This window comes from Thiogranum sp. (assembly GCF_058323355.1).
Genome location: NZ_JBTTIO010000056.1, coordinates 14,328 through 31,697, shown reverse-complemented (window position 1 = coordinate 31,697; position 17,370 = coordinate 14,328). Strand labels below are relative to the sequence as shown.

Sequence of the window (17,370 nt, the reverse complement as noted above, 5' to 3'; positions counted from 1 at the left end):
TGTTCAGCCACTCGTCCATTTGTGCTTCGTTCATATCTGACATCAGTTATCTCCTCCTAGCCGCTCTTAGATACGGATAGTTCTCTACAGAATGTTATTTAAGCGGATGCTGCGCCATTGCGTAACAGAACCGCACCCCAAAACAGAAATTCCGTGCCGCTACCGCCAGATCACGCATGGCAACCCGGAAAATATGGCAGAGGACTGGCACCCAGTGACCGAGTATAGGAGCGGAGTTTTTCGGGGTCAAACAAATGACTGCAATCGACGACACCCCCAGCGGTTGTTTCAGCACTGCTCCCAGGGCAAACCGTGAAACCGCCAGCCTCCCAGCGTGCCCCGGTGATGGTGCTCGTCCAGTTCTCCCTCGAACCCCTCGGCAACATTATAAACATTGCAGAAGCCTTCTTTTATCAAAAGGTTACCTGCCTCCAGGGAACGCTTACCGCTGCGGCAGATGAGCAGGATGGGCGCACTCGAATCAACCGCCTCATGACAAATCCCGCCGAGCACCAGTTTGCGTATCTCGGTGACAAAATTGGGATTGAGATTCCAGTCAGGGTAGTCGATCCAGGGAATGTGGATGGCGCCAACCGGATGCCCGACAAACAGGTATTCCATGTCAGAGCGCACATCGATGAGGATGCTGCGCGGTTCATCCTGTATCAATTGCCAGGCTTCCTGTGGCAAAAGTGATTTGACTTCTTCCATTGGCATGGCTCCCTCATGTGCTGCACTGCACTGAAGTATAGCGCCTTCCCGTACAGCAACGCGTCAGACAGGAATCGTCACCTACACTCAATAATTCCGACAAAATTCAGCCACAATACACCACAATCTATATTATATTAACGAATATATTTATCAAATAGTCCACCAATAGCCTAATTATCGAGATTTATTATATATGTGGAAATTGAATAAAGATTTTAGTCGTTTTCTTTTCTCAACTTCTGGATTCTCTTCAGAAACACCTTCATTTCTTTGGCTGCCTGGATATCACCGTTCCGTTGTGCCACATCAATACCCGTCAGATAAGCCTGCTCGGCCTCGGCCATGCGCCCGGCTTCGGCCAGCACCTTGCCGTATATTTTCCAGGCCGCGGAATAATCGGGGTCCTGTTCAACGGCACTGGACAGATGCATGGCGGACGTGTCCAGATCGCCCTGCTTGTGATATTCGACCCCCAGGCTGTATCTCAGCAATGCGCTATCCATGCCCGAGACCAGCATTTTCTCCAGATTATTGATGATGCCCATGATCAATTCGCCCCAGCGTTTTCCGCCATTCCGGATTGGCTATCCCCACTGCAATCTTCCTGCTGCGTCCCAGCTCATTTTCATACCATCCCTGATGATACTCCTGCGGCTCGACCTCGTAGACCCACCAGGCGCCATCGGCATCCTGCGCCAGCCAGTTCGCCCAGTCCGGCAGAGCGGACGCATCAGCAGGCAGCTTCATCGCCGCCAGAACGCCGGGGACAGGAGCACCAGTAAGGTGAAAATTTCCAGTCGCCCCAGTAACATGGCCAGACTCAGTATCCACTTGGCGGTGTCATTGATAGTACTGTAGTGGTAACCCACCTCGCCCAGCCCGGGACCGAGATTATTCAGGCACGCTGCAACGGCAGAAAATGCCGTAACCTGGTCCAGCCCGGTAGCCAGCAACGCCAGCATCATCAGCGTAAAACACCCGATATAAGTTGCAAAAAACCCCCAAACCGCCTCCACAACCCGCTCAGGCATGGCCTTGTTTCCCACTTTGACAGGAATCTGGGCGCTAGGGTGTACCAGGCGACTGATTTCACGCAAACCCTGCTTGAACAGCAGCAGAAAACGGATCACTTTCATGCCGCCGCCGGTGGACCCGGCGCAACCCCCGATAAAACTGATAAACAGCAGCATGACGGGCAGGAAACCCGGCCAGTGGAAATACTCCGCCGTGGTAAAGCCGGTGGTGGTGCCGATGGAGACAACCTGGAAGATTCCGTGGTGCAGGGCATCACCAAAATGTTCGAACGTACCGCTGAGATACAGGTAGGACACCGTCACAACTGCCGCCAGGCCCAACACGGCCATATAGGCGCGGAATTCCGAATCGCGAAAGTAGGCCAGCGGATTGAGTGAGCGCCAGGCAACAAAATGCAGCGAGAAATTTATCCCGGCCAGCAGCATGAAAACCACTGCCACTGTCTCGATCGCGGTACTCTGAAAGTAACCGATACTCAGATCATGGGTTGAGAACCCGCCTATCGCCACCGTGGAAAAACTGTGGGAAATGGCATCGAAAGCACCCATGCCGGCAACCCAGTAGGCCAGCGCACAGGCTACCGTCAACGTCAGATAGATATACCACAGCGCCTTGGCCGTTTCGGTAATGCGCGGTGTGAGCTTGTTGTCCTTCATCGGCCCGGGGGTTTCAGCGCGGTATAACTGCATGCCACCAATACCCAGCATTGGCAGCACGGCGACAGCCAGTACGATGATGCCCATGCCGCCCAGCCACTGTAAGTCCTGGCGGTAGAAGAGGATGGAGCGCGGCAGGTGATCGATGCCGGTAATCACGGTCGCACCGGTAGTGGTCAGGCCGGACATGGACTCAAAGAACGCGTCGGTAAAGCTCATGTGCGGATGGTCAGCGAGCGAAAACGGTATGGAGCCCACCAGCGCCAGTACCACCCAGAACAGCGATACCACCACAAATCCGTCACGCACGCGTAATTCGCGGTGTTGCCGGCGTACCGGGAACCAGAACGCTGCGCCGGTGACCAGTACGCCGCCGAAGGCGGTCAGGAAGGCATGCTGGCTGCCTTCCCCCAGCCACACCGCCAGTGCCAGCGGCGGCAACATGGTGAAGCTCGCCACCATGAGCAACAGCCCGAGAATTCGCTGAATGGTACCGAAACTCATGCGTCGGATCGTCTAGAAAAAGGTGACGCCGACCTGGAACAATCGCTCGACCTCGGCGATCTGCTTCTTGTCGATCAAAAACAGAATGACGTGATCCTCACTCTGGATAACGGTGTCGTGGTGGGCAATCAGGACTTCTTCACCACGCACCAGGGCGCCAATGGTTGTGCCCGACGGCAACTTTATTTCTTCCACCGTGCGCCCGACCACGCGCGAGGTCTTGCTGTCGCCGTGCGCCACCGCTTCAATGGCCTCGGCCGCCCCGCGACGCAGGGAGTGCACTACCGCCACGTCACCGCGCCGGATATGCGTAAGCAGACTGCCGATGGTGGCCTGCTGCGGCGACACGGCGATATCGATCGCACCGCTCTGCACCAGGTCGACGTAGGCCGGCCGGTTGATCAATGACATGACTTTGCGTGCGCCCAGTCGCTTGGCCAGCATGGCCGACAGGATGTTCGCTTCCTCGTCATTGGTCAGGGCACAGAAAACATCGGTATTTTCGATGTTCTCCTCGATCAGCAGCTCTTCGTCCGCTGCATCGCCGAGCAGCACAATGCTCGACTCCAGCTGTTCGGAGCGCAGTCTTGCAACTTCCGGATTGCATTCAATCAGCTTGACCTGGTAGGTGCCCTCGATGGCCTCCGCCAGGCGCAGCCCGATATTACCGCCACCGGCAATCATGACGCGCTTGACCCGCTTGCCGAGCGTACGCAACTCACTGGTCACCGCACGGATATGTTTACGCGCGGCAATAAAAAAGACTTCGTCATCCGCTTCGATAACTGTATTGCCTTCCGGCAGTATGGCGGTGCCGCGCCTGAATATTGCCGCCACCCTGGCTTCTACCCCGGGCATATGTTCCCGCAACTCACACAACTCCTGCCCGACCAGCGGCCCGCCGCGTACCGCCCGCACGGCCACCAGCTGTACCCGCCCGTTGGCGAAGTCCAGCACCTGCAAGGCTTCAGGCTGTTCGATAAGGCGTTCGATATAATCTGTCACCAGCTGCTCGGGGCTGATGAACACATCAACCGGCAGGGCTTCCTGGGTAAACAACTTCGGGTATCTGAGGTATTCCGGTGCACGCACGCGGGCAATCTTGATCGGTGTGTGGAACAGCGTGTAGGCCACCTGGCAGGCCACCATATTGGTTTCATCGCTGTTGGTCACGGCGAGGATCATATCGGCATCCTCGGCACCCGCGCGGGTAAGAATTTCCGGGTGTGAGGCGTGACCGACGACGGTGCGGATATCAATGCGGTCCTGCAGGTCCTGGAGGATATCGGGCCGGTGGTCGACCACGGTAATATCGTTGGCTTCGCTGGCCAGGTTCTGGGCCACCGATGAACCGACCTGGCCGGCGCCGAGAATAATGATTTTCATAGGCTGATCTCAGTCGCCGCCTTTCTTGAAATCGATCCCCAGACCGCGCAGCTTGCGGTACAGGTGCGTGCGTTCCATGCCCACTCGCTTGGCAAGCTTGCCCACGCTGCCCCCCACTTCCTGCAACTGGTGTTCGAGATAGACTTTTTCGAATTGCTCGCGCGCCTCGCGCAGCGGCAGGTCAAGCGGCAGGTCTGCACCACCCTCGCCACCCGCCACCGGTGCACGTTCGTGCTGCAGGGCGCCCTCGACTTCTTCCAGTTCGATGACCGGCCCCTGGCCGAGGATGAGCAGTCGCTGAACCATATTCTTCAGCTCGCGGATATTGCCCGGCCAACTGTAGTGGCGCAGCCGGTTCTGGGCAGCGATGGAGAATTCGCGATAAGGCAGGTTTTCCTGTACCACGAAACGGTCCACATAGTAGTTGAGCAGTTCGGGGACATCCTCGCTGTGCTCACGCAGCGGCGGCACCGTTAGCGGGACGACGTTCAAATGGTAATACAGGTCTTCGCGGAAACGCCCGGCCTTTACCGCTTCTTCAAGGTCTGTCGAAGTGGTTGCAATCACACGGATATCCACGGGCACCGGCTCGGTCCCACCCATGCGCAGGAAGGAATGGGTCTGGAACACGCTGAGCAGGCGCGATTGTGTCTGCATGTCCATGTCGGAGATATTGCCCAGCAACAGCGTGCCGCCGTTGGCCTGTTCGAGACGCCCGTAGGTAATGTTGTTGTCTTCCTCACTGCCGAACAATTCCGCCGCCGAATGTTCCGGCGACATAGAGCCAACCGCCACCTCGACAAAGGGTTTGTCGCGCAGGCTGCTGTGCGCGTGAACATAGCGCGCCACCACTTCCTTGCCCGAACCCGGCTCGCCACTCACCAGCACCCAGGTATTGTGCTGCGCGATACGCCGCGCCTGTTCACGCAGCGCCTGCATGATGTCGCTTTTGCCGGCCGGCTCGGCAACCGGCAGCGCCTGGCGCTTGAGACCCTGGTTTTCCTGTTGCAGCTTTTCCGATTCCAGCGCCCGGTTGACCACCAGCAACAGCTTGGCCAGGGAAATCGGTTTTTCAATGAAATCGTAGGCGCCCAGACGAGTCGCCTCGACGGCTGTCTCAACGGTGCCGTGGCCGGACATGATCACCACCGGGCAGGGCAGGCCACCACCCTCGGACCATTCGCGCAGCAGGGTGATGCCGTCGACATCATCCATCCAGATATCGAGAAGAATCAGGTCAGGACGACGTTTGCGGCGCGCATGGCGTGCCGCCTCACCGCTCTCCGCAATACTGACTTCAAAACCCTCGTCTTCAAGGATTTCTTTTACCAGATTACGGATGTCCGGCTCGTCGTCTACCACCAGAATGTGTCCGGAGGACATGTGGATACCTGTAACTCGCTTGGTCAAGGAAGCCTTTATACGACATTCAAGGTGGAACTGTCGACATTACGATCAAGTGCGCCGGATTTCAGCATGGAACCGCAGTTCGATACAGGCGTGGTGGTGCCCGGTATTACGCGCACGTATCTGCCCGTTGTGCTCCTCGACAATCTTCTTGACGATGGCCAGGCCGAGACCCGAACCGCGCGTCTTGGTTGTGACGTAAGGCTCAAACAGGCGTTCCAGCACCTCGTCGGAAAAGCCACTGCCGTTGTCAGAAAAACTGATGTCGATAAAGCGGTCGCCGGCTTCCAGCACCCACTGCGAGTGCACGATCAGCTCTCCATCATCCCTGTCACGTACTGCTTCGAGCGCATTCTTGAACAGATTATGCAACAACTGGCGCATACGACCGGCATCACCGCTTATCATGGGCGCCGGTTCAACCAGATCCAGCTGAATGTGCAAGTCCGAACCCCGGTAAAGCTCGGCAACGTCACGCAATAACTCGTGCAGGTCCAGCGGTTCCAGCTGCAGCATGGGTGCGCGGGCGTAATCACCAAATGCATTGACCATGTCCTTTAATGTATCGACCTGCTGAACAATAGTCCGTGTGGCGCGATCCAGTATTTCCGCCTCTTCCTTATCCATCGATTTGAGATATTTGTGACGCAGGCGTTCTGCGGACAGCTGGATCGGCGTGAGCGGGTTCTTGATCTCGTGTGCCAGCCGCCTCGCCACTTCACCCCAGGCCGCATCACGTTGCGCACGAATCAGGTCGGTGACGTCATCAAATACCACCACCTCGCCACCGCTCAGGTCGTCGCTGACCGGAAGCGCAGTACTGCGGCACATCAATACGTGGCGACCGGCGCTGTCGAACAGTGTGACCTGCTCCTGCCAGTCGAGTTGCTGTGCCTCATGCCGCTTCGCCACCAGTGACAGTAACGGCTCAAGGAATTCGTGCCGCGCCTGGATATCCTGCAGTGACTTGCCCAGCTCGCGGGTCAAATCGATACCGAGGATCTGGCAGGCCGATTCATTTACGGTACGCAACTCACCTGCACCGTTGATACTCAACACACCCGATGACAGACTGCCAAGCACCGTTTCCAGGTAGGCGCGCTGGCTTTCCACTTCCTGCTGGCCACGCCGCGTCTGGTCACGCGCCCGCGCCAGGCGCCGGGTCATATCGTTGAAGGAACGCACCAGGAAGCCCAGCTCGTCCTCACTATCAACCGGCAACCGTTTGCTGTAGTCGCCCTCGGCAACAGCACGCGTGCCCTCGGCCAGTACGCCGATAGGCTCAACCATTCGCCGCGCCGAGTAGAATGCCACCCACACGGCAGACAGCAGGCTGAGCACCACCACCAGTGACAGGGTCAGAATATAACTGTATTTAAGCGGTGTACGCAGGTAGGCCAGCTTGCGATAACGCACGATCTGGTTTTCGACATTGCTGGCCAGCCGGCCAAGCCGCTCGGGTATCGGGTACAGTGCCTGCAGGGTGAGCGGTTCGGCTGCCCGTCTGTTGGTTACCACGGGAACCACGGCGCGCACATACAGACCGGTCTCGTCGATCGGGTCAAGACCCACATAGGACCGACCCGGCGTCAGCGACAGCATCGCCTGGTCGCTGGGGCGGTGTGGAATGATGCCTGCCCCTTCGATGCTGCTGGAGGCAACAATACGCCCATCCATACCAAACACCGTCAACTCTGTCGCACCGCTGCGCACGCGCAGATCGTAAAGCCCGAAAGGCAATGCCGTGGGCGACATCTCACCCAGTTCGGAAGCCACCTTCTCGGTCAGCCTGAGCAGGTCACCGAGCCGTATGTCGAGTGAACCGCGACTGAGTTCCAGTGCATCATCCAGTGCCTGTTCGATCTGCACGTCAAACCACGAATCAATACCCCGCTGCAGAAATTGCAGGGAGAAGTAATACACCACGGCGATGGGCAACACCGCCAGTATCACGAAGGTAATGACCAGTCGCGAGGTCAGGCGTGCGCCGGGGGCGCGCGTTCGATACTGTGACACCAGCCAGAACAGGTTGGTACTGATCAGGCCGATCAGCACCACCAGCCCCAGCGCGTTGAGCAGCAACAGCCAGGAATACATCTGGCCGAAGCGCTCGGAGTTGTGCGTGGCGTCACTCATCAGTGACAACGACACCAGCAGGATGACGAACAACACCAGCATCGGCCAGATGCCGAGACGGGAACGGTTTACGGCAGCAACGGCCATCGGTGCCAGTCGCCTTGCAGACTCCATTCTGAACCAAGATAGGCCCACACCCGGATTGGCGTAGGCAGGGCTTCAACGTCGAGGTCGGCACGCATGCGCACCCAGTATTTACGCCCGGCGCGCAGCAGGTTTTCATCGATCAATGGTAAATCGTAGACATTACCGATAAAGGCCAGCGCCGCATCCAGGGTACGGAAACTGTGCTGTGTGCCCGTACTCAGCACCTTGACCAGGTAACTCTCGGTGAGTGCGTGGTACTCCAGCTCAAACTTCTGCTCCAGTTGGGCGACGCGTTCGGGGAACAGCCATTCACGCTCACGGATCACTTCAACACTGAGCTTCAGCACCAGCGGCACACCATTGTGCAGGGCCTCCTGCAGGGTGTCATTCAGGGTGAGTTCTACACGTGCACCGACGCGGTAGACACCGTCGATGAGCAGGGTGCGGGTATCATGAATCCTGACGTCACCGGCCTGGACCGGTGTAAAAATCAGGCAACAGGACAACAACCAGAGAGACAGTCGCCAGTGGCGACGTGCCGGTAACCCGTCAGTTGTAGCTATCGCGTGCTCCGTCACAGTGCGGTCGTCGAACCTTTTATCAAACGTGCGTAATAGAATCCGTCCATACCCTGTTCACCGGGCAACAGCTGGCGTCCGACCGACTGCTTCTGGCCCCACGCCACATCCAGTGGTGATTCAGTGGCATCATTGTGTTCCGCCATAAAGGCCTCAACTACACCGGCATTTTCACAACGAAACACCGAACAGGTGACATACAACAGAATACCGCCTGGCGCGAGCAAGGGCCATAGCGCATTCAGCAACTGCCGTTGTTGCGCAGACAATGGTGGCAGATCAGACTCGCGGCGCAGCTGCCTGATATCCGGGTGACGGCGCACTACACCACTGGCGGAACAGGGCGCATCGAGGAGTATGCGGTCAAACGGCCTGCCATCCCACCACGCCCCTGCCGACCCGGCATCCGCGCACACCGTTTCAGCCTCAAGTTTCAGACGCTGAAGGTTCTCCACGACCCGCTCCAGGCGCTGAGGGGTATTATCGATTGCCAGCAAAGCGACGCCCGGCTCGATTTCAAGCATGTGCCCGGTTTTCCCGCCCGGTGCAGCACAGGCATCCAGCAGCCGCTGACCCGGCGCAAGCCTGAGCAGTCCAGCCGCAAGCTGCGCGCCGGCATCCTGTACGGAAACCGCCCCGTCACGAAAACCCGGCAGACTGTCGACCGGCACCGGGGCATCGAGCTCGATGGCGCTTTCCACAACGGGGTGCGCCCGCGCACCAATACCCGCCTCCACAAGCCGCTCAAGCAATACATCGCGGCTGGATTGCTGTGTATTGACCCGCAGCACCATGGGCGCTCGCTGGTTACTGTGCTCCAGTATCTGCTGCCAGTGCTCAGGCCAGTCGCGCTGCAATTGCCGGATCCACCAGTCCGGACTGGACCAGCGCGCCGTCGGTAGCGCATCGGCAGCCGCCAGCAGGCTGTCTGACTGGCGCAGGGCATTGCGCAAGACCCCGTTGACCAGCCCCGCTGCCCAGTGCTTGCCGGAACGCCTCGCCAGCGCCACGGTTTCACTTACCGCAGCGTGGTCAGCGGTATCCAGCATCAATACCTGGTAGAGGCCAACGAGTAACAGTGCATGCAGATCCCGGTCTTTTTTACGCAGGGATTTTTGCAACAGTTTGCCGAGTACAAATTCGAGACGCTGGCGCCAGCGCAGCGTGCCAAGCACCAGTTCGCGGGCAAATGCGCGCTGTCGCGGATCCTCGAAAGCGGCCATTTCCGTCGTCAGCAGACCCGACAGGGACTCACCCTGCTCCAGCACCTGGAACACCAGCCGGCTGGCCAGTTCACGCGGTTCACGAACACCGACTGCGCGACCTTTCATCGTGACGCATTGCCGGTTACCGGCGTGCTGCCGGCTGCGATCATGTCAGCACCAGCCCGTCGACCGAACGGGCATTGAGAAAATCTGCGGCACGCATCCGCTTGCCGCCGGGCAGCTGGATTTCGAGCAGGCGCAACCCGCCCTCCCCACAGGCCACAACGATACCGTCACGCCCGGCAGCCACCACGGCACCCGGTTCCCCCGCTGGCGCCTCGCGGGTGGCCTGCGCCACCCAGATACGCAGTTTTTCGCCCTGATAACCGGCCTGGGCAACCGGCCAGGGGTTAAAAGCACGTACCTGGCGCTCGATGTCGCGCGCACTGCGACGCCAGTCGATACTGGCCTCCGACTTGTCCAGCTTGGCGGCGTAGGTGACCAGCGATTCATCCTGGGGCACGGGGGACAGGCGACGCGTGGCCAGGTCATCGAGATGCGCGGCCAGTAGTTCGGCCGCCAGCCTGCTGAGGCGGTCGTGCAACGAGCCGCCGGTTTCATCATCACGGATTTCCGTACGCAGCTGCGCCAGCACCGGGCCGGAATCCAGCCCGGCCTCCATCTGCATCAGGCACACACCGGTTTCCCGGTCACCGGCCAGAATGGCGCGCTGGATCGGCGCCGCGCCGCGCCAGCGCGGCAACAGGGAAGCGTGCAGGTTTACACAGCCGAGCGCGGGGATATCCAGTACCGCCTGCGGAAGAATCAGCCCATAGGCCACCACGACCATAAGATCGGGTTCGAGCGCGGCCAGCGCCGATTGTTCCGTACTGTCCTTGAGGCTGAGCGGCTGGAAAACCGGGATATCGTGCTGCAGGGCAAGTTGCTTGACCGGCCCGGGACGGAGCTTTCTGCCGCGTCCCGCCGGCCTGTCAGGCTGACTGTAGACACCAGCAACATCGTGCCCGCTGTCGAGCAGTGCCTGCAGTACGGGCACGGAGAAATCAGGGGTTCCGGCGAAAACAACGCGCACAGGGGTTCAGCCGCCAGCTTTCAGCTGCCCGCAGCTGACGGAAAACAGATCATGGACGATAGCATGCCGGCGTGGAAAATCCTCCATCAGATAACAGGCTCTGCATGATGTTCAGCGCTGCTTTCCGTGTCACCCTGGCGCGCCTGCTTTTCCAGCTTTTTGCGGATGCGATTGCGTTTTAACCGGGACAGGTAATCGACAAACAGCTTGCCGTTGAGATGATCGATTTCGTGCTGAATACAAACCGCCAATAATCCGTCGGCCTCCAGTTCGAACGCCTGCCCGTCCCGATCCAGCGCCCGCACGCGGATATGTTCGGCACGCTGTACACGTTCATAGATCCCGGGCACCGACAGGCAGCCTTCGTCCATCTCCTCGACGCCGTCCTGCTCGATAATTTCAGGGTTGATGAACACCCGCGACTCATTCTGTTCACTGGACAGGTCGATCACGATCACGCGCTTGTGAACATTGACCTGGGTGGCCGCCAGGCCGATACCCGGCGCGGCGTACATGGTCTCTAACATGTCGTCGACCAGCTGGCGCAACGCGTTATCAACCCCGGAAACGGGTTTTGCCCGGGTACGCAGCCGCGCGTCAGGAAAATGGAGAATTTCGAGTTTCGCCATGTGATTTACGTCACAATCTACTATCACTATCGTGAATATACTCTAACATAGTGATCGTAGGCCTGTTTGGCTCAATCCCCGTTATTTTGTGGCGGAACAAATTTCGCTACACTCCGCGAGCCGACTGCCGTTAACTATCACCGGATAACTGCGCCAGCAGTGGGTTGGCGCGCAACACAGACAAAAAAACGGAACGCAATAAAGGGACGCCCATATGTCGATACTCAAATCGCTGGCGCTGGCTCTGGCTCTTGTGACCACAGCCGTATTCGCAGACCAGGTGGCGCTGAAGGAAGGACATCCTGACCGCTACGTGGTCGTCAAGGGGGACACCCTCTGGGATATTTCCGGGAAATTCCTCGACAGCCCGTGGTTGTGGCCGGAAATCTGGTACGTCAATCCGCAGATCGAAAACCCGCACCTGATTTACCCCGGCGACGTGATCAACCTGGTCTACGTTGATGGCAAGCCGCAGCTGCGTATACAGCGCGGCAAGGGCACCTACAAACTGTCTCCGAAAGTCCGCGCCGAACGGCTGGACAAGGCCATTCCGACCATTCCGATCGACAGTATCCAGCAGTTCCTGACCCAGCCGCTGGTGGTCGACGAAAACACCATGGAGGGTGCAGCCTATGTCGTATCCAGCGCGGGAGAACACCTGATTGTGGGTGCCGGCGACCGTGTCTATGTGCGCGGCATCAATGCTGACCAGGGTAATCGCTACAACGTCTTCCGTCCCGGAGATGCCTATATCGACCCTGACAGTGGCGAGATCCTTGGCTACGAGGCCCTGTACCTGGGCGATGGCCACAGCGAGCGTTTTGGCGACCCGGCCACGCTGAAGCTGGATCGCACCACCCGGGAAATCAATATTGGCGATCGTGTCATGCCGATGACCCAGGAAGATGTCTACGCCTATTTCACTCCGCATGCGAGCAAGGACGACGTGGACGGTACGATCATCGCCGTCGTCGATGGCGTCAGCCAGATCGGCCAGTACCAGGTTGTCGTCATCAATCGCGGCAAGCGTGAAAATATCGATGTCGGCACAGTGTTCGCCGTAGAGCAACGCGGCGCAACCATCCCGGACCAGGTCAGCGACGACAGCAATGACACGGTAAAACTGCCGGATGAACGCGCTGGCCTGCTGATGGTGTTCCGCACCTTCGACAAGGTCAGCTTCGGCCTGATCATGAAAGCCACCAGCTCACTGCACGTCGGAGACCGCATCCGCACACCCTGAGCAGCCGACACGCCAGGGACTGGCAAAAGCCGGTACCTTCGGGCATGGTAAGATCATGTTTCGAGGTAGCGGCTTTTTATTGGGAGAGGCTCAAGGATGAGATCACACCCGCAAACACCCGACCACCACGCCCGTCAATCCGATGCGCTGTTTCACTGGCTTGCCCTGATCCGTTTGCCCGGCATGGGCAGCCGCCGCATCACCCGGCTACTGGAAACTTTTGGTTCACCGGCAGCGGCGTTTTCCGCCTCACCGGAGCAGCTGCGCCAGGCCGGCGTTCCATCGGACTGCGTCGATGGCTTCCGCCAGCCGGATCTCGCGGCTATTGAAAATGATTTGCGCTGGGGTGAAGGACCTGACAACCATATTATCGGTCTGGATGACCCGCGCTATCCGTCCCTGCTGAAAAGCATCCCCGACCCGCCGTCCCTGTTGTTTGTGCACGGTGATCCCGATTACCTGGGCCAGCCACAACTGGCGATTGTCGGCAGCCGTAACCCGACACCTTCCGGCGTCGCGCTGGCCCGGGAATTCGCCGGCTACCTGGCGGACTTTGGTCTGACGATCAGCAGCGGCCTGGCAACCGGTATCGATGCCGCCGCCCACCAGGGAGCCCTGCAGGCACACGGCGGCACACTGGCCGTCACCGGCACCGGGCTGGATCGTGTCTACCCGGCCTGCCATCGCGAGCTGGCGCACCGGATTGCCGACAATGGCGCCCTGGTATCCGAGTTTCCGCCCGGCACACCGTTACAACCCTCCAACTTCCCCCGCCGCAACCGTATCATCAGCGGCCTGAGTGCTGGCACCCTGGTGGTGGAGGCCGCCCTGCGGTCCGGCTCCCTGATTACAGCCCGCCTGGCGCGCGACCAGGGCCGCGAGGTGTTCGCCATCCCGGGTTCCATCCACAACCCGCTCGCACGCGGCTGCCATGCGCTGATTCGCGAAGGTGCCAAGCTGGTGGAAACCGGCCGGCACATCCTCGAGGAGCTGGCCCCGCTGGTCGAACTGGCACGTTCGACAGCGCGTCCGTCAGCCACGCATGGCGCTGAAACGGACAAGGAAAACCCGCCAGACAAAACCCTGGAACTTGCAGCGGATTACCGGAAATTACTCGACTGCATGGGCTATGACGCCATCAGCGTCGACCAGCTTGTGCAGCGCAGCGGATTGACGCCGGAAGAGGTTTCCTCCATGCTGCTCATGCTGGAACTGGATGGCCATCTCGATTCCGGTGCCGGCGGGCGTTATACCCGTGTACGATAGAGGCCTGAAATGAAAGAAAATATGTTTGACGTGCTGATGTATCTGTTTGAGCACTATTACATGGATGAGGAAACCGATCTGAGTCCGGATCGCGAGTCCCTGCATACCGAACTGGTGGAAGCCGGGTTCCCGTCACTGGAGATCAACCAGGCCTTTGAATGGCTGGAAGGTCTTGCCGTGCAGGAACATGAAATCCAGTCGCCACAAACCGGGAATGCCATCCGCATTTTCTCGGAACGCGAATGTGAGCGCCTGGACACCGAGAGCCGTGGCTTCCTGTTGTTCCTGGAGCAGATGGGTATACTGCCGCCGGACTCCCGCGAGCGTGCTATCGAGCGTGCCATGGCGCTGGAGACCGATGACTTTGATATCGGCCAGCTGAAGTGGGTGGTTCTGATGGTGCTGTTCAACCAGCCCGGCGCCGAAGCCGCCTATGCATGGATGGAAGATCTGGTGTTTGACAGCATGCCGGGAGGCTACCTGCACTAACCGCAACGGCATACGCATTCTGTATCAAGCCGCACATTGTGCGGCTTTTTAGCTATAGAGACTATGAGCAAAAACCTCGTAATCGTGGAATCGCCCGCCAAGGCGAAGACCATCAAAAAATACCTCGGCAAGGGCTTCGAAGTCCTCGCCTCGTATGGCCATGTGCGCGATCTGGTGCCCAAGGAAGGCGCGGTGAAGCCCGACGAGGACTTCGCCATGAAGTACCAGGTCATCGAACGTAATGCCAAACACGTCGATGCCATCGTCAAGGCGCTGAAGAAAGCCGACAACCTGTACCTCGCGACTGACCCGGATCGCGAAGGTGAAGCCATTTCCTGGCATTTGCTGGAACTGCTGAAAGACCGCGGCGTGCTGAAGGACAAGGGCGCCTATCGCGTGGTATTCCACGAGATCACCAAACGCGCCATCAACGATGCCGTAGAGCACCCGCGCGAACTGTCGATCGACATGGTCAATGCACAACAGGCACGTCGCGCACTGGATTACCTGGTCGGCTTCAACCTGTCGCCGCTGCTGTGGAAAAAAATCCGCCGCGGCCTGTCTGCGGGACGTGTACAAAGCCCGGCGCTGCGCATGATTGTCGAGCGCGAGGAAGAGATCGAGAAGTTCAAGCCACGCGAATACTGGACCATCGAGGCCGACCTGGAAAAGGACAAGCAGGCCTTTACCGCCAGACTGACACACCTGCACGGCAAGAAGCTCAGCCAGTTCTCCATTAGCCGGGAAAAGCCCGCCAAACAGGCGGAAAAAGAATTACTGGAGGCCTCGAAGGGCAAGCTGACAGTCAGCACCATCGAGAAGAAGCAACGCAAGCGCAACCCGGCCGCGCCTTTCACCACCTCGACGCTGCAGCAGGAAGCCTCGCGCAAGCTCGGCTTTACCACCAAGCGCACCATGAGTGTGGCGCAGCAACTGTATGAAGGTATCGATATCGGCGCAGGCGCTGTCGGCCTGATCACTTACATGCGTACCGACTCGGTGAATCTTGCCAACGAGGCACTCGACGAGCTGCGCGAACTGATCCGGGAGCGCTACGGCGACAAGGCGCTGCCGGACAAGCCACGCCATTTCAAAACCAAGGCCAAGAACGCGCAGGAAGCCCACGAGGCGATCCGCCCGACGTCGGCGAAGAACATCCCTGAAGCCATCAAAAAGCACCTGAGCCCGGACCAGTACAAGCTCTATAACCTGGTCTGGAAGCGTACTGTCGCCTGTCAGATGAAACACGCCACCATCCACACGGTAGGCGTGGACTTCCAGGTCGGTGACGGTAACACGCTGCGCTCGACCGGCTCCACCGTTGCAGACCCCGGCTTTATGGCGGTCTATGAAGAAGGCGTGGATGACGCCAAAAAGAGTGGAGGCGAGGAAAACCGTCTGCCTCCACTGGAAAAGGGCGACATCGTCGATCTGAAAAAAATCCGCCCGGAACAACACTTCACAGAACCACCGCCACGCTACAGCGAAGCCAGCCTGGTCAAGTCGCTGGAAGAACACGGTATCGGCCGTCCGTCGACCTATGCCACGATCATTTCGACCCTGCAACAGCGCGAGTACGTGACACTGGAGAAGAAACGCTTCCAGCCCACTGACGTCGGTCGCATTGTCAGCAAGTTCCTGACCAATCATTTCACCAAGTACGTGGACTATGACTTCACCGCGCGCCTCGAGGATGAACTCGATGCCGTATCGCGTGGCGAGAAAGAATGGATCCCGTTGATGAAAGAGTTCTGGTACCCGTTCAGGGAACTGGTCAAGGACAAGGAAGAAAGCGTTTCCCGCAGTGAAGTTACCACGGAGCCACTGGGTGAGGACTGTCCCAGGTGCGGCAAGCCGCTGAATATCCGACTGGGACGGCGCGGGCGCTTTGTCGGCTGCAGTGGTTACCCGGATTGTGACTACACGCGCAACCTCGACGATGACGGCGAAAGCAACGAACCGGAAATCGTCGAAGGGCGCATGTGTCCGGAGTGTAATTCACAGCTGATCATTCGCAGCGGCCGCTACGGCAAGTTCATCGGCTGCTCGGGTTACCCGAACTGCAAATATATCGAACCGCTGGAAAAACCCGAAGACACCGGTGTGACCTGTCCAAAATGTAACAAGGGCAGTATGCTTAAACGCAAGTCGAGACGCGGCAAGATTTTCTACTCCTGTTCAACTTACCCGGACTGCGATTATGCGGTGTGGAATGAACCGGTGGAAGGCCCGTGCCCCGAATGCAACTGGCCAATCCTGACCATCAAGACCACCAGGAAACGCGGCACCGAACGCGTCTGTCCACAGCAGGACTGCTCCTTTGTCGAACCGTTTGAGCTGGACGAAGCCGAAGAGACCAGTAACGCCGATTGAACCGTTTTCCGTCACACTGGCAGATTTCACTGGCAGCGCGCTGTATCCGTCGCGGCGGCATTCTCGCCTACCCGACTGAAGCCGTGTTCGGGCTGGGCTGCGATCCCGCCAACCCCCGCGCCGTGATGCAGTTACTGGCACTCAAGCAACGCCGGCCCGAAAAAGGCCTGATTCTGGTCGCCGCGTCCCTGCAGCAACTGCGGCCCTGGATCGCAGCCGTTCCTCGCAAACTGCTGCGCCGCCTTGAGTCGAGCTGGCCCGGCCCCTACACCTGGCTGTTACCCGCCGCCGAACATTGCCCGGACTGGCTGACTGGCGGCCGCGAAACGATTGCCGTACGTGTCAGCGCTCACCCGGTCGTACAGCGCCTGTGCAAGGCCACTGGCTGCGCCATTGTCTCCACCAGCGCCAACAGGGAGGGCAGGGCCCCGGCTCGCTCACGGCTGCAAATCCGGCTACGCTTCCCGGCCGGGATCGATTATTGTCTGCCCGGGGAGCTGGGTGGACTGAAACAACCCACCCGTATCCGCGACCTTGTAACAGGCCGCGTCATCCGCTAACGGAAAGCA

16 protein-coding genes are annotated in these 17,370 nt (G+C 59.0%); 5 read left to right on the top strand and 11 right to left on the bottom strand.

Going from position 1 to position 17,370, the window contains the following annotated elements; all coding sequences use genetic code 11:
• Nucleotides 1–288: 288 nt before the first annotated feature.
• From ACW81B_RS08100 to def, 11 genes are all read right to left on the bottom strand, one after another.
• Nucleotides 289–717 (bottom strand): rhodanese-like domain-containing protein, encoded by a 429-nt coding sequence (locus ACW81B_RS08100; protein ID WP_491579713.1) that lies wholly within the window; start codon nucleotides 715–717, stop codon nucleotides 289–291.
• Nucleotides 718–929: 212 nt separating this feature from the next.
• On the bottom strand, nucleotides 930–1,259 hold the full coding sequence (locus tag ACW81B_RS08095; protein WP_491579712.1) for a tetratricopeptide repeat protein: 330 nt from the start codon (nucleotides 1,257–1,259) through the stop codon (nucleotides 930–932).
• Nucleotides 1,243–1,461, bottom strand: coding sequence for a hypothetical protein (locus tag ACW81B_RS08090; RefSeq protein ID WP_491579711.1), 219 nt, complete (start codon nucleotides 1,459–1,461; stop codon nucleotides 1,243–1,245). Before ACW81B_RS08090 ends, ACW81B_RS08095 begins: the two co-directional genes overlap by 17 nt.
• Nucleotides 1,458–2,909, bottom strand: coding sequence for a TrkH family potassium uptake protein (locus ACW81B_RS08085; protein ID WP_491579710.1), 1,452 nt, complete (start codon nucleotides 2,907–2,909; stop codon nucleotides 1,458–1,460). Before ACW81B_RS08085 ends, ACW81B_RS08090 begins: the two co-directional genes overlap by 4 nt.
• A 12-nt stretch (nucleotides 2,910–2,921) precedes the next feature.
• Nucleotides 2,922–4,295, bottom strand: coding sequence for a Trk system potassium transporter TrkA (trkA, locus tag ACW81B_RS08080; protein WP_491579709.1), 1,374 nt, complete (start codon nucleotides 4,293–4,295; stop codon nucleotides 2,922–2,924).
• 9 nt (nucleotides 4,296–4,304) lie between these two features.
• Nucleotides 4,305–5,678, bottom strand: coding sequence for a sigma-54-dependent transcriptional regulator (locus ACW81B_RS08075; RefSeq protein WP_491579708.1), 1,374 nt, complete (start codon nucleotides 5,676–5,678; stop codon nucleotides 4,305–4,307).
• Nucleotides 5,679–5,750: 72 nt separating this feature from the next.
• Complete coding sequence (locus ACW81B_RS08070; protein WP_491579707.1) at nucleotides 5,751–7,925, bottom strand: sensor histidine kinase; 2,175 nt, start codon at nucleotides 7,923–7,925, stop codon at nucleotides 5,751–5,753.
• Nucleotides 7,907–8,503 carry a DUF4390 domain-containing protein gene (locus ACW81B_RS08065; RefSeq protein ID WP_491579706.1) on the bottom strand — a complete coding sequence of 199 codons (597 nt, stop codon included), beginning with the start codon at nucleotides 8,501–8,503 and terminating at the stop codon, nucleotides 7,907–7,909. The genes ACW81B_RS08070 and ACW81B_RS08065 overlap by 19 nt, the downstream gene beginning before the upstream one ends.
• A complete protein-coding gene (rsmB, locus tag ACW81B_RS08060; RefSeq protein WP_491579705.1) occupies nucleotides 8,500–9,834 on the bottom strand; it encodes a 16S rRNA (cytosine(967)-C(5))-methyltransferase RsmB in 1,335 nt (444 codons plus the stop codon). Before rsmB ends, ACW81B_RS08065 begins: the two co-directional genes overlap by 4 nt.
• 40 nt (nucleotides 9,835–9,874) lie before the next feature.
• Complete coding sequence (gene fmt, locus ACW81B_RS08055; RefSeq protein WP_491579704.1) at nucleotides 9,875–10,801, bottom strand: methionyl-tRNA formyltransferase; 927 nt, start codon at nucleotides 10,799–10,801, stop codon at nucleotides 9,875–9,877.
• 86 nt (nucleotides 10,802–10,887) lie between these two features.
• Complete coding sequence (def, locus tag ACW81B_RS08050) at nucleotides 10,888–11,430, bottom strand: peptide deformylase (RefSeq protein WP_491579703.1); 543 nt, start codon at nucleotides 11,428–11,430, stop codon at nucleotides 10,888–10,890.
• A gap of 214 nt (nucleotides 11,431–11,644) precedes the next feature.
• Between def and ACW81B_RS08045 the strand changes: the two genes are divergently transcribed.
• The 5 genes from ACW81B_RS08045 (at nucleotide 11,645) to tsaC (ending at nucleotide 17,361) form a co-directional block, all read left to right on the top strand.
• On the top strand, nucleotides 11,645–12,673 hold the full coding sequence (locus ACW81B_RS08045) for a LysM peptidoglycan-binding domain-containing protein (RefSeq protein WP_491579702.1): 1,029 nt from the start codon (nucleotides 11,645–11,647) through the stop codon (nucleotides 12,671–12,673).
• 96 nt (nucleotides 12,674–12,769) lie between these two features.
• A complete protein-coding gene (gene dprA, locus ACW81B_RS08040) occupies nucleotides 12,770–13,939 on the top strand; it encodes a DNA-processing protein DprA (RefSeq protein ID WP_491579701.1) in 1,170 nt (389 codons plus the stop codon).
• A gap of 9 nt (nucleotides 13,940–13,948) precedes the next feature.
• Nucleotides 13,949–14,428 (top strand): Smg family protein, encoded by a 480-nt coding sequence (locus tag ACW81B_RS08035; RefSeq protein WP_491579700.1) that lies wholly within the window; start codon nucleotides 13,949–13,951, stop codon nucleotides 14,426–14,428.
• A gap of 63 nt (nucleotides 14,429–14,491) precedes the next feature.
• On the top strand, nucleotides 14,492–16,801 hold the full coding sequence (gene topA / locus ACW81B_RS08030; protein ID WP_491579699.1) for a type I DNA topoisomerase: 2,310 nt from the start codon (nucleotides 14,492–14,494) through the stop codon (nucleotides 16,799–16,801).
• Nucleotides 16,798–17,361 carry an L-threonylcarbamoyladenylate synthase type 1 TsaC gene (gene tsaC, locus ACW81B_RS08025; RefSeq protein WP_491579698.1) on the top strand — a complete coding sequence of 188 codons (564 nt, stop codon included), beginning with the start codon at nucleotides 16,798–16,800 and terminating at the stop codon, nucleotides 17,359–17,361. Before topA ends, tsaC begins: the two co-directional genes overlap by 4 nt.
• The last annotated feature ends 9 nt before the right edge of the window (nucleotides 17,362–17,370 follow it).

Bases quoted from the DNA above. Each gene is read 5' to 3' on its own strand.
- ACW81B_RS08045 (WP_491579702.1), top strand. From the start codon at position 11,645: ATGTCGATACTCAAATCGCTGGCGCTGGCTCTGGCTCTTGTGACCACA.
- ACW81B_RS08095 (WP_491579712.1), bottom strand. From the start codon at position 1,259: ATGGGCATCATCAATAATCTGGAGAAAATGCTGGTCTCGGGCATGGAT.
- ACW81B_RS08100 (WP_491579713.1), bottom strand. From the start codon at position 717: ATGCCAATGGAAGAAGTCAAATCACTTTTGCCACAGGAAGCCTGGCAA.
- dprA (WP_491579701.1), top strand. From the start codon at position 12,770: ATGAGATCACACCCGCAAACACCCGACCACCACGCCCGTCAATCCGAT.
- trkA (WP_491579709.1), bottom strand. From the start codon at position 4,295: ATGAAAATCATTATTCTCGGCGCCGGCCAGGTCGGTTCATCGGTGGCC.
- ACW81B_RS08085 (WP_491579710.1), bottom strand. From the start codon at position 2,909: ATGAGTTTCGGTACCATTCAGCGAATTCTCGGGCTGTTGCTCATGGTG.
- ACW81B_RS08070 (WP_491579707.1), bottom strand. From the start codon at position 7,925: ATGGCCGTTGCTGCCGTAAACCGTTCCCGTCTCGGCATCTGGCCGATG.
- rsmB (WP_491579705.1), bottom strand. From the start codon at position 9,834: ATGAAAGGTCGCGCAGTCGGTGTTCGTGAACCGCGTGAACTGGCCAGC.
- ACW81B_RS08035 (WP_491579700.1), top strand. From the start codon at position 13,949: ATGAAAGAAAATATGTTTGACGTGCTGATGTATCTGTTTGAGCACTAT.
- ACW81B_RS08075 (WP_491579708.1), bottom strand. From the start codon at position 5,678: ATGTCCTCCGGACACATTCTGGTGGTAGACGACGAGCCGGACATCCGT.
- ACW81B_RS08090 (WP_491579711.1), bottom strand. From the start codon at position 1,461: ATGAAGCTGCCTGCTGATGCGTCCGCTCTGCCGGACTGGGCGAACTGG.
- def (WP_491579703.1), bottom strand. From the start codon at position 11,430: ATGGCGAAACTCGAAATTCTCCATTTTCCTGACGCGCGGCTGCGTACC.
- topA (WP_491579699.1), top strand. From the start codon at position 14,492: ATGAGCAAAAACCTCGTAATCGTGGAATCGCCCGCCAAGGCGAAGACC.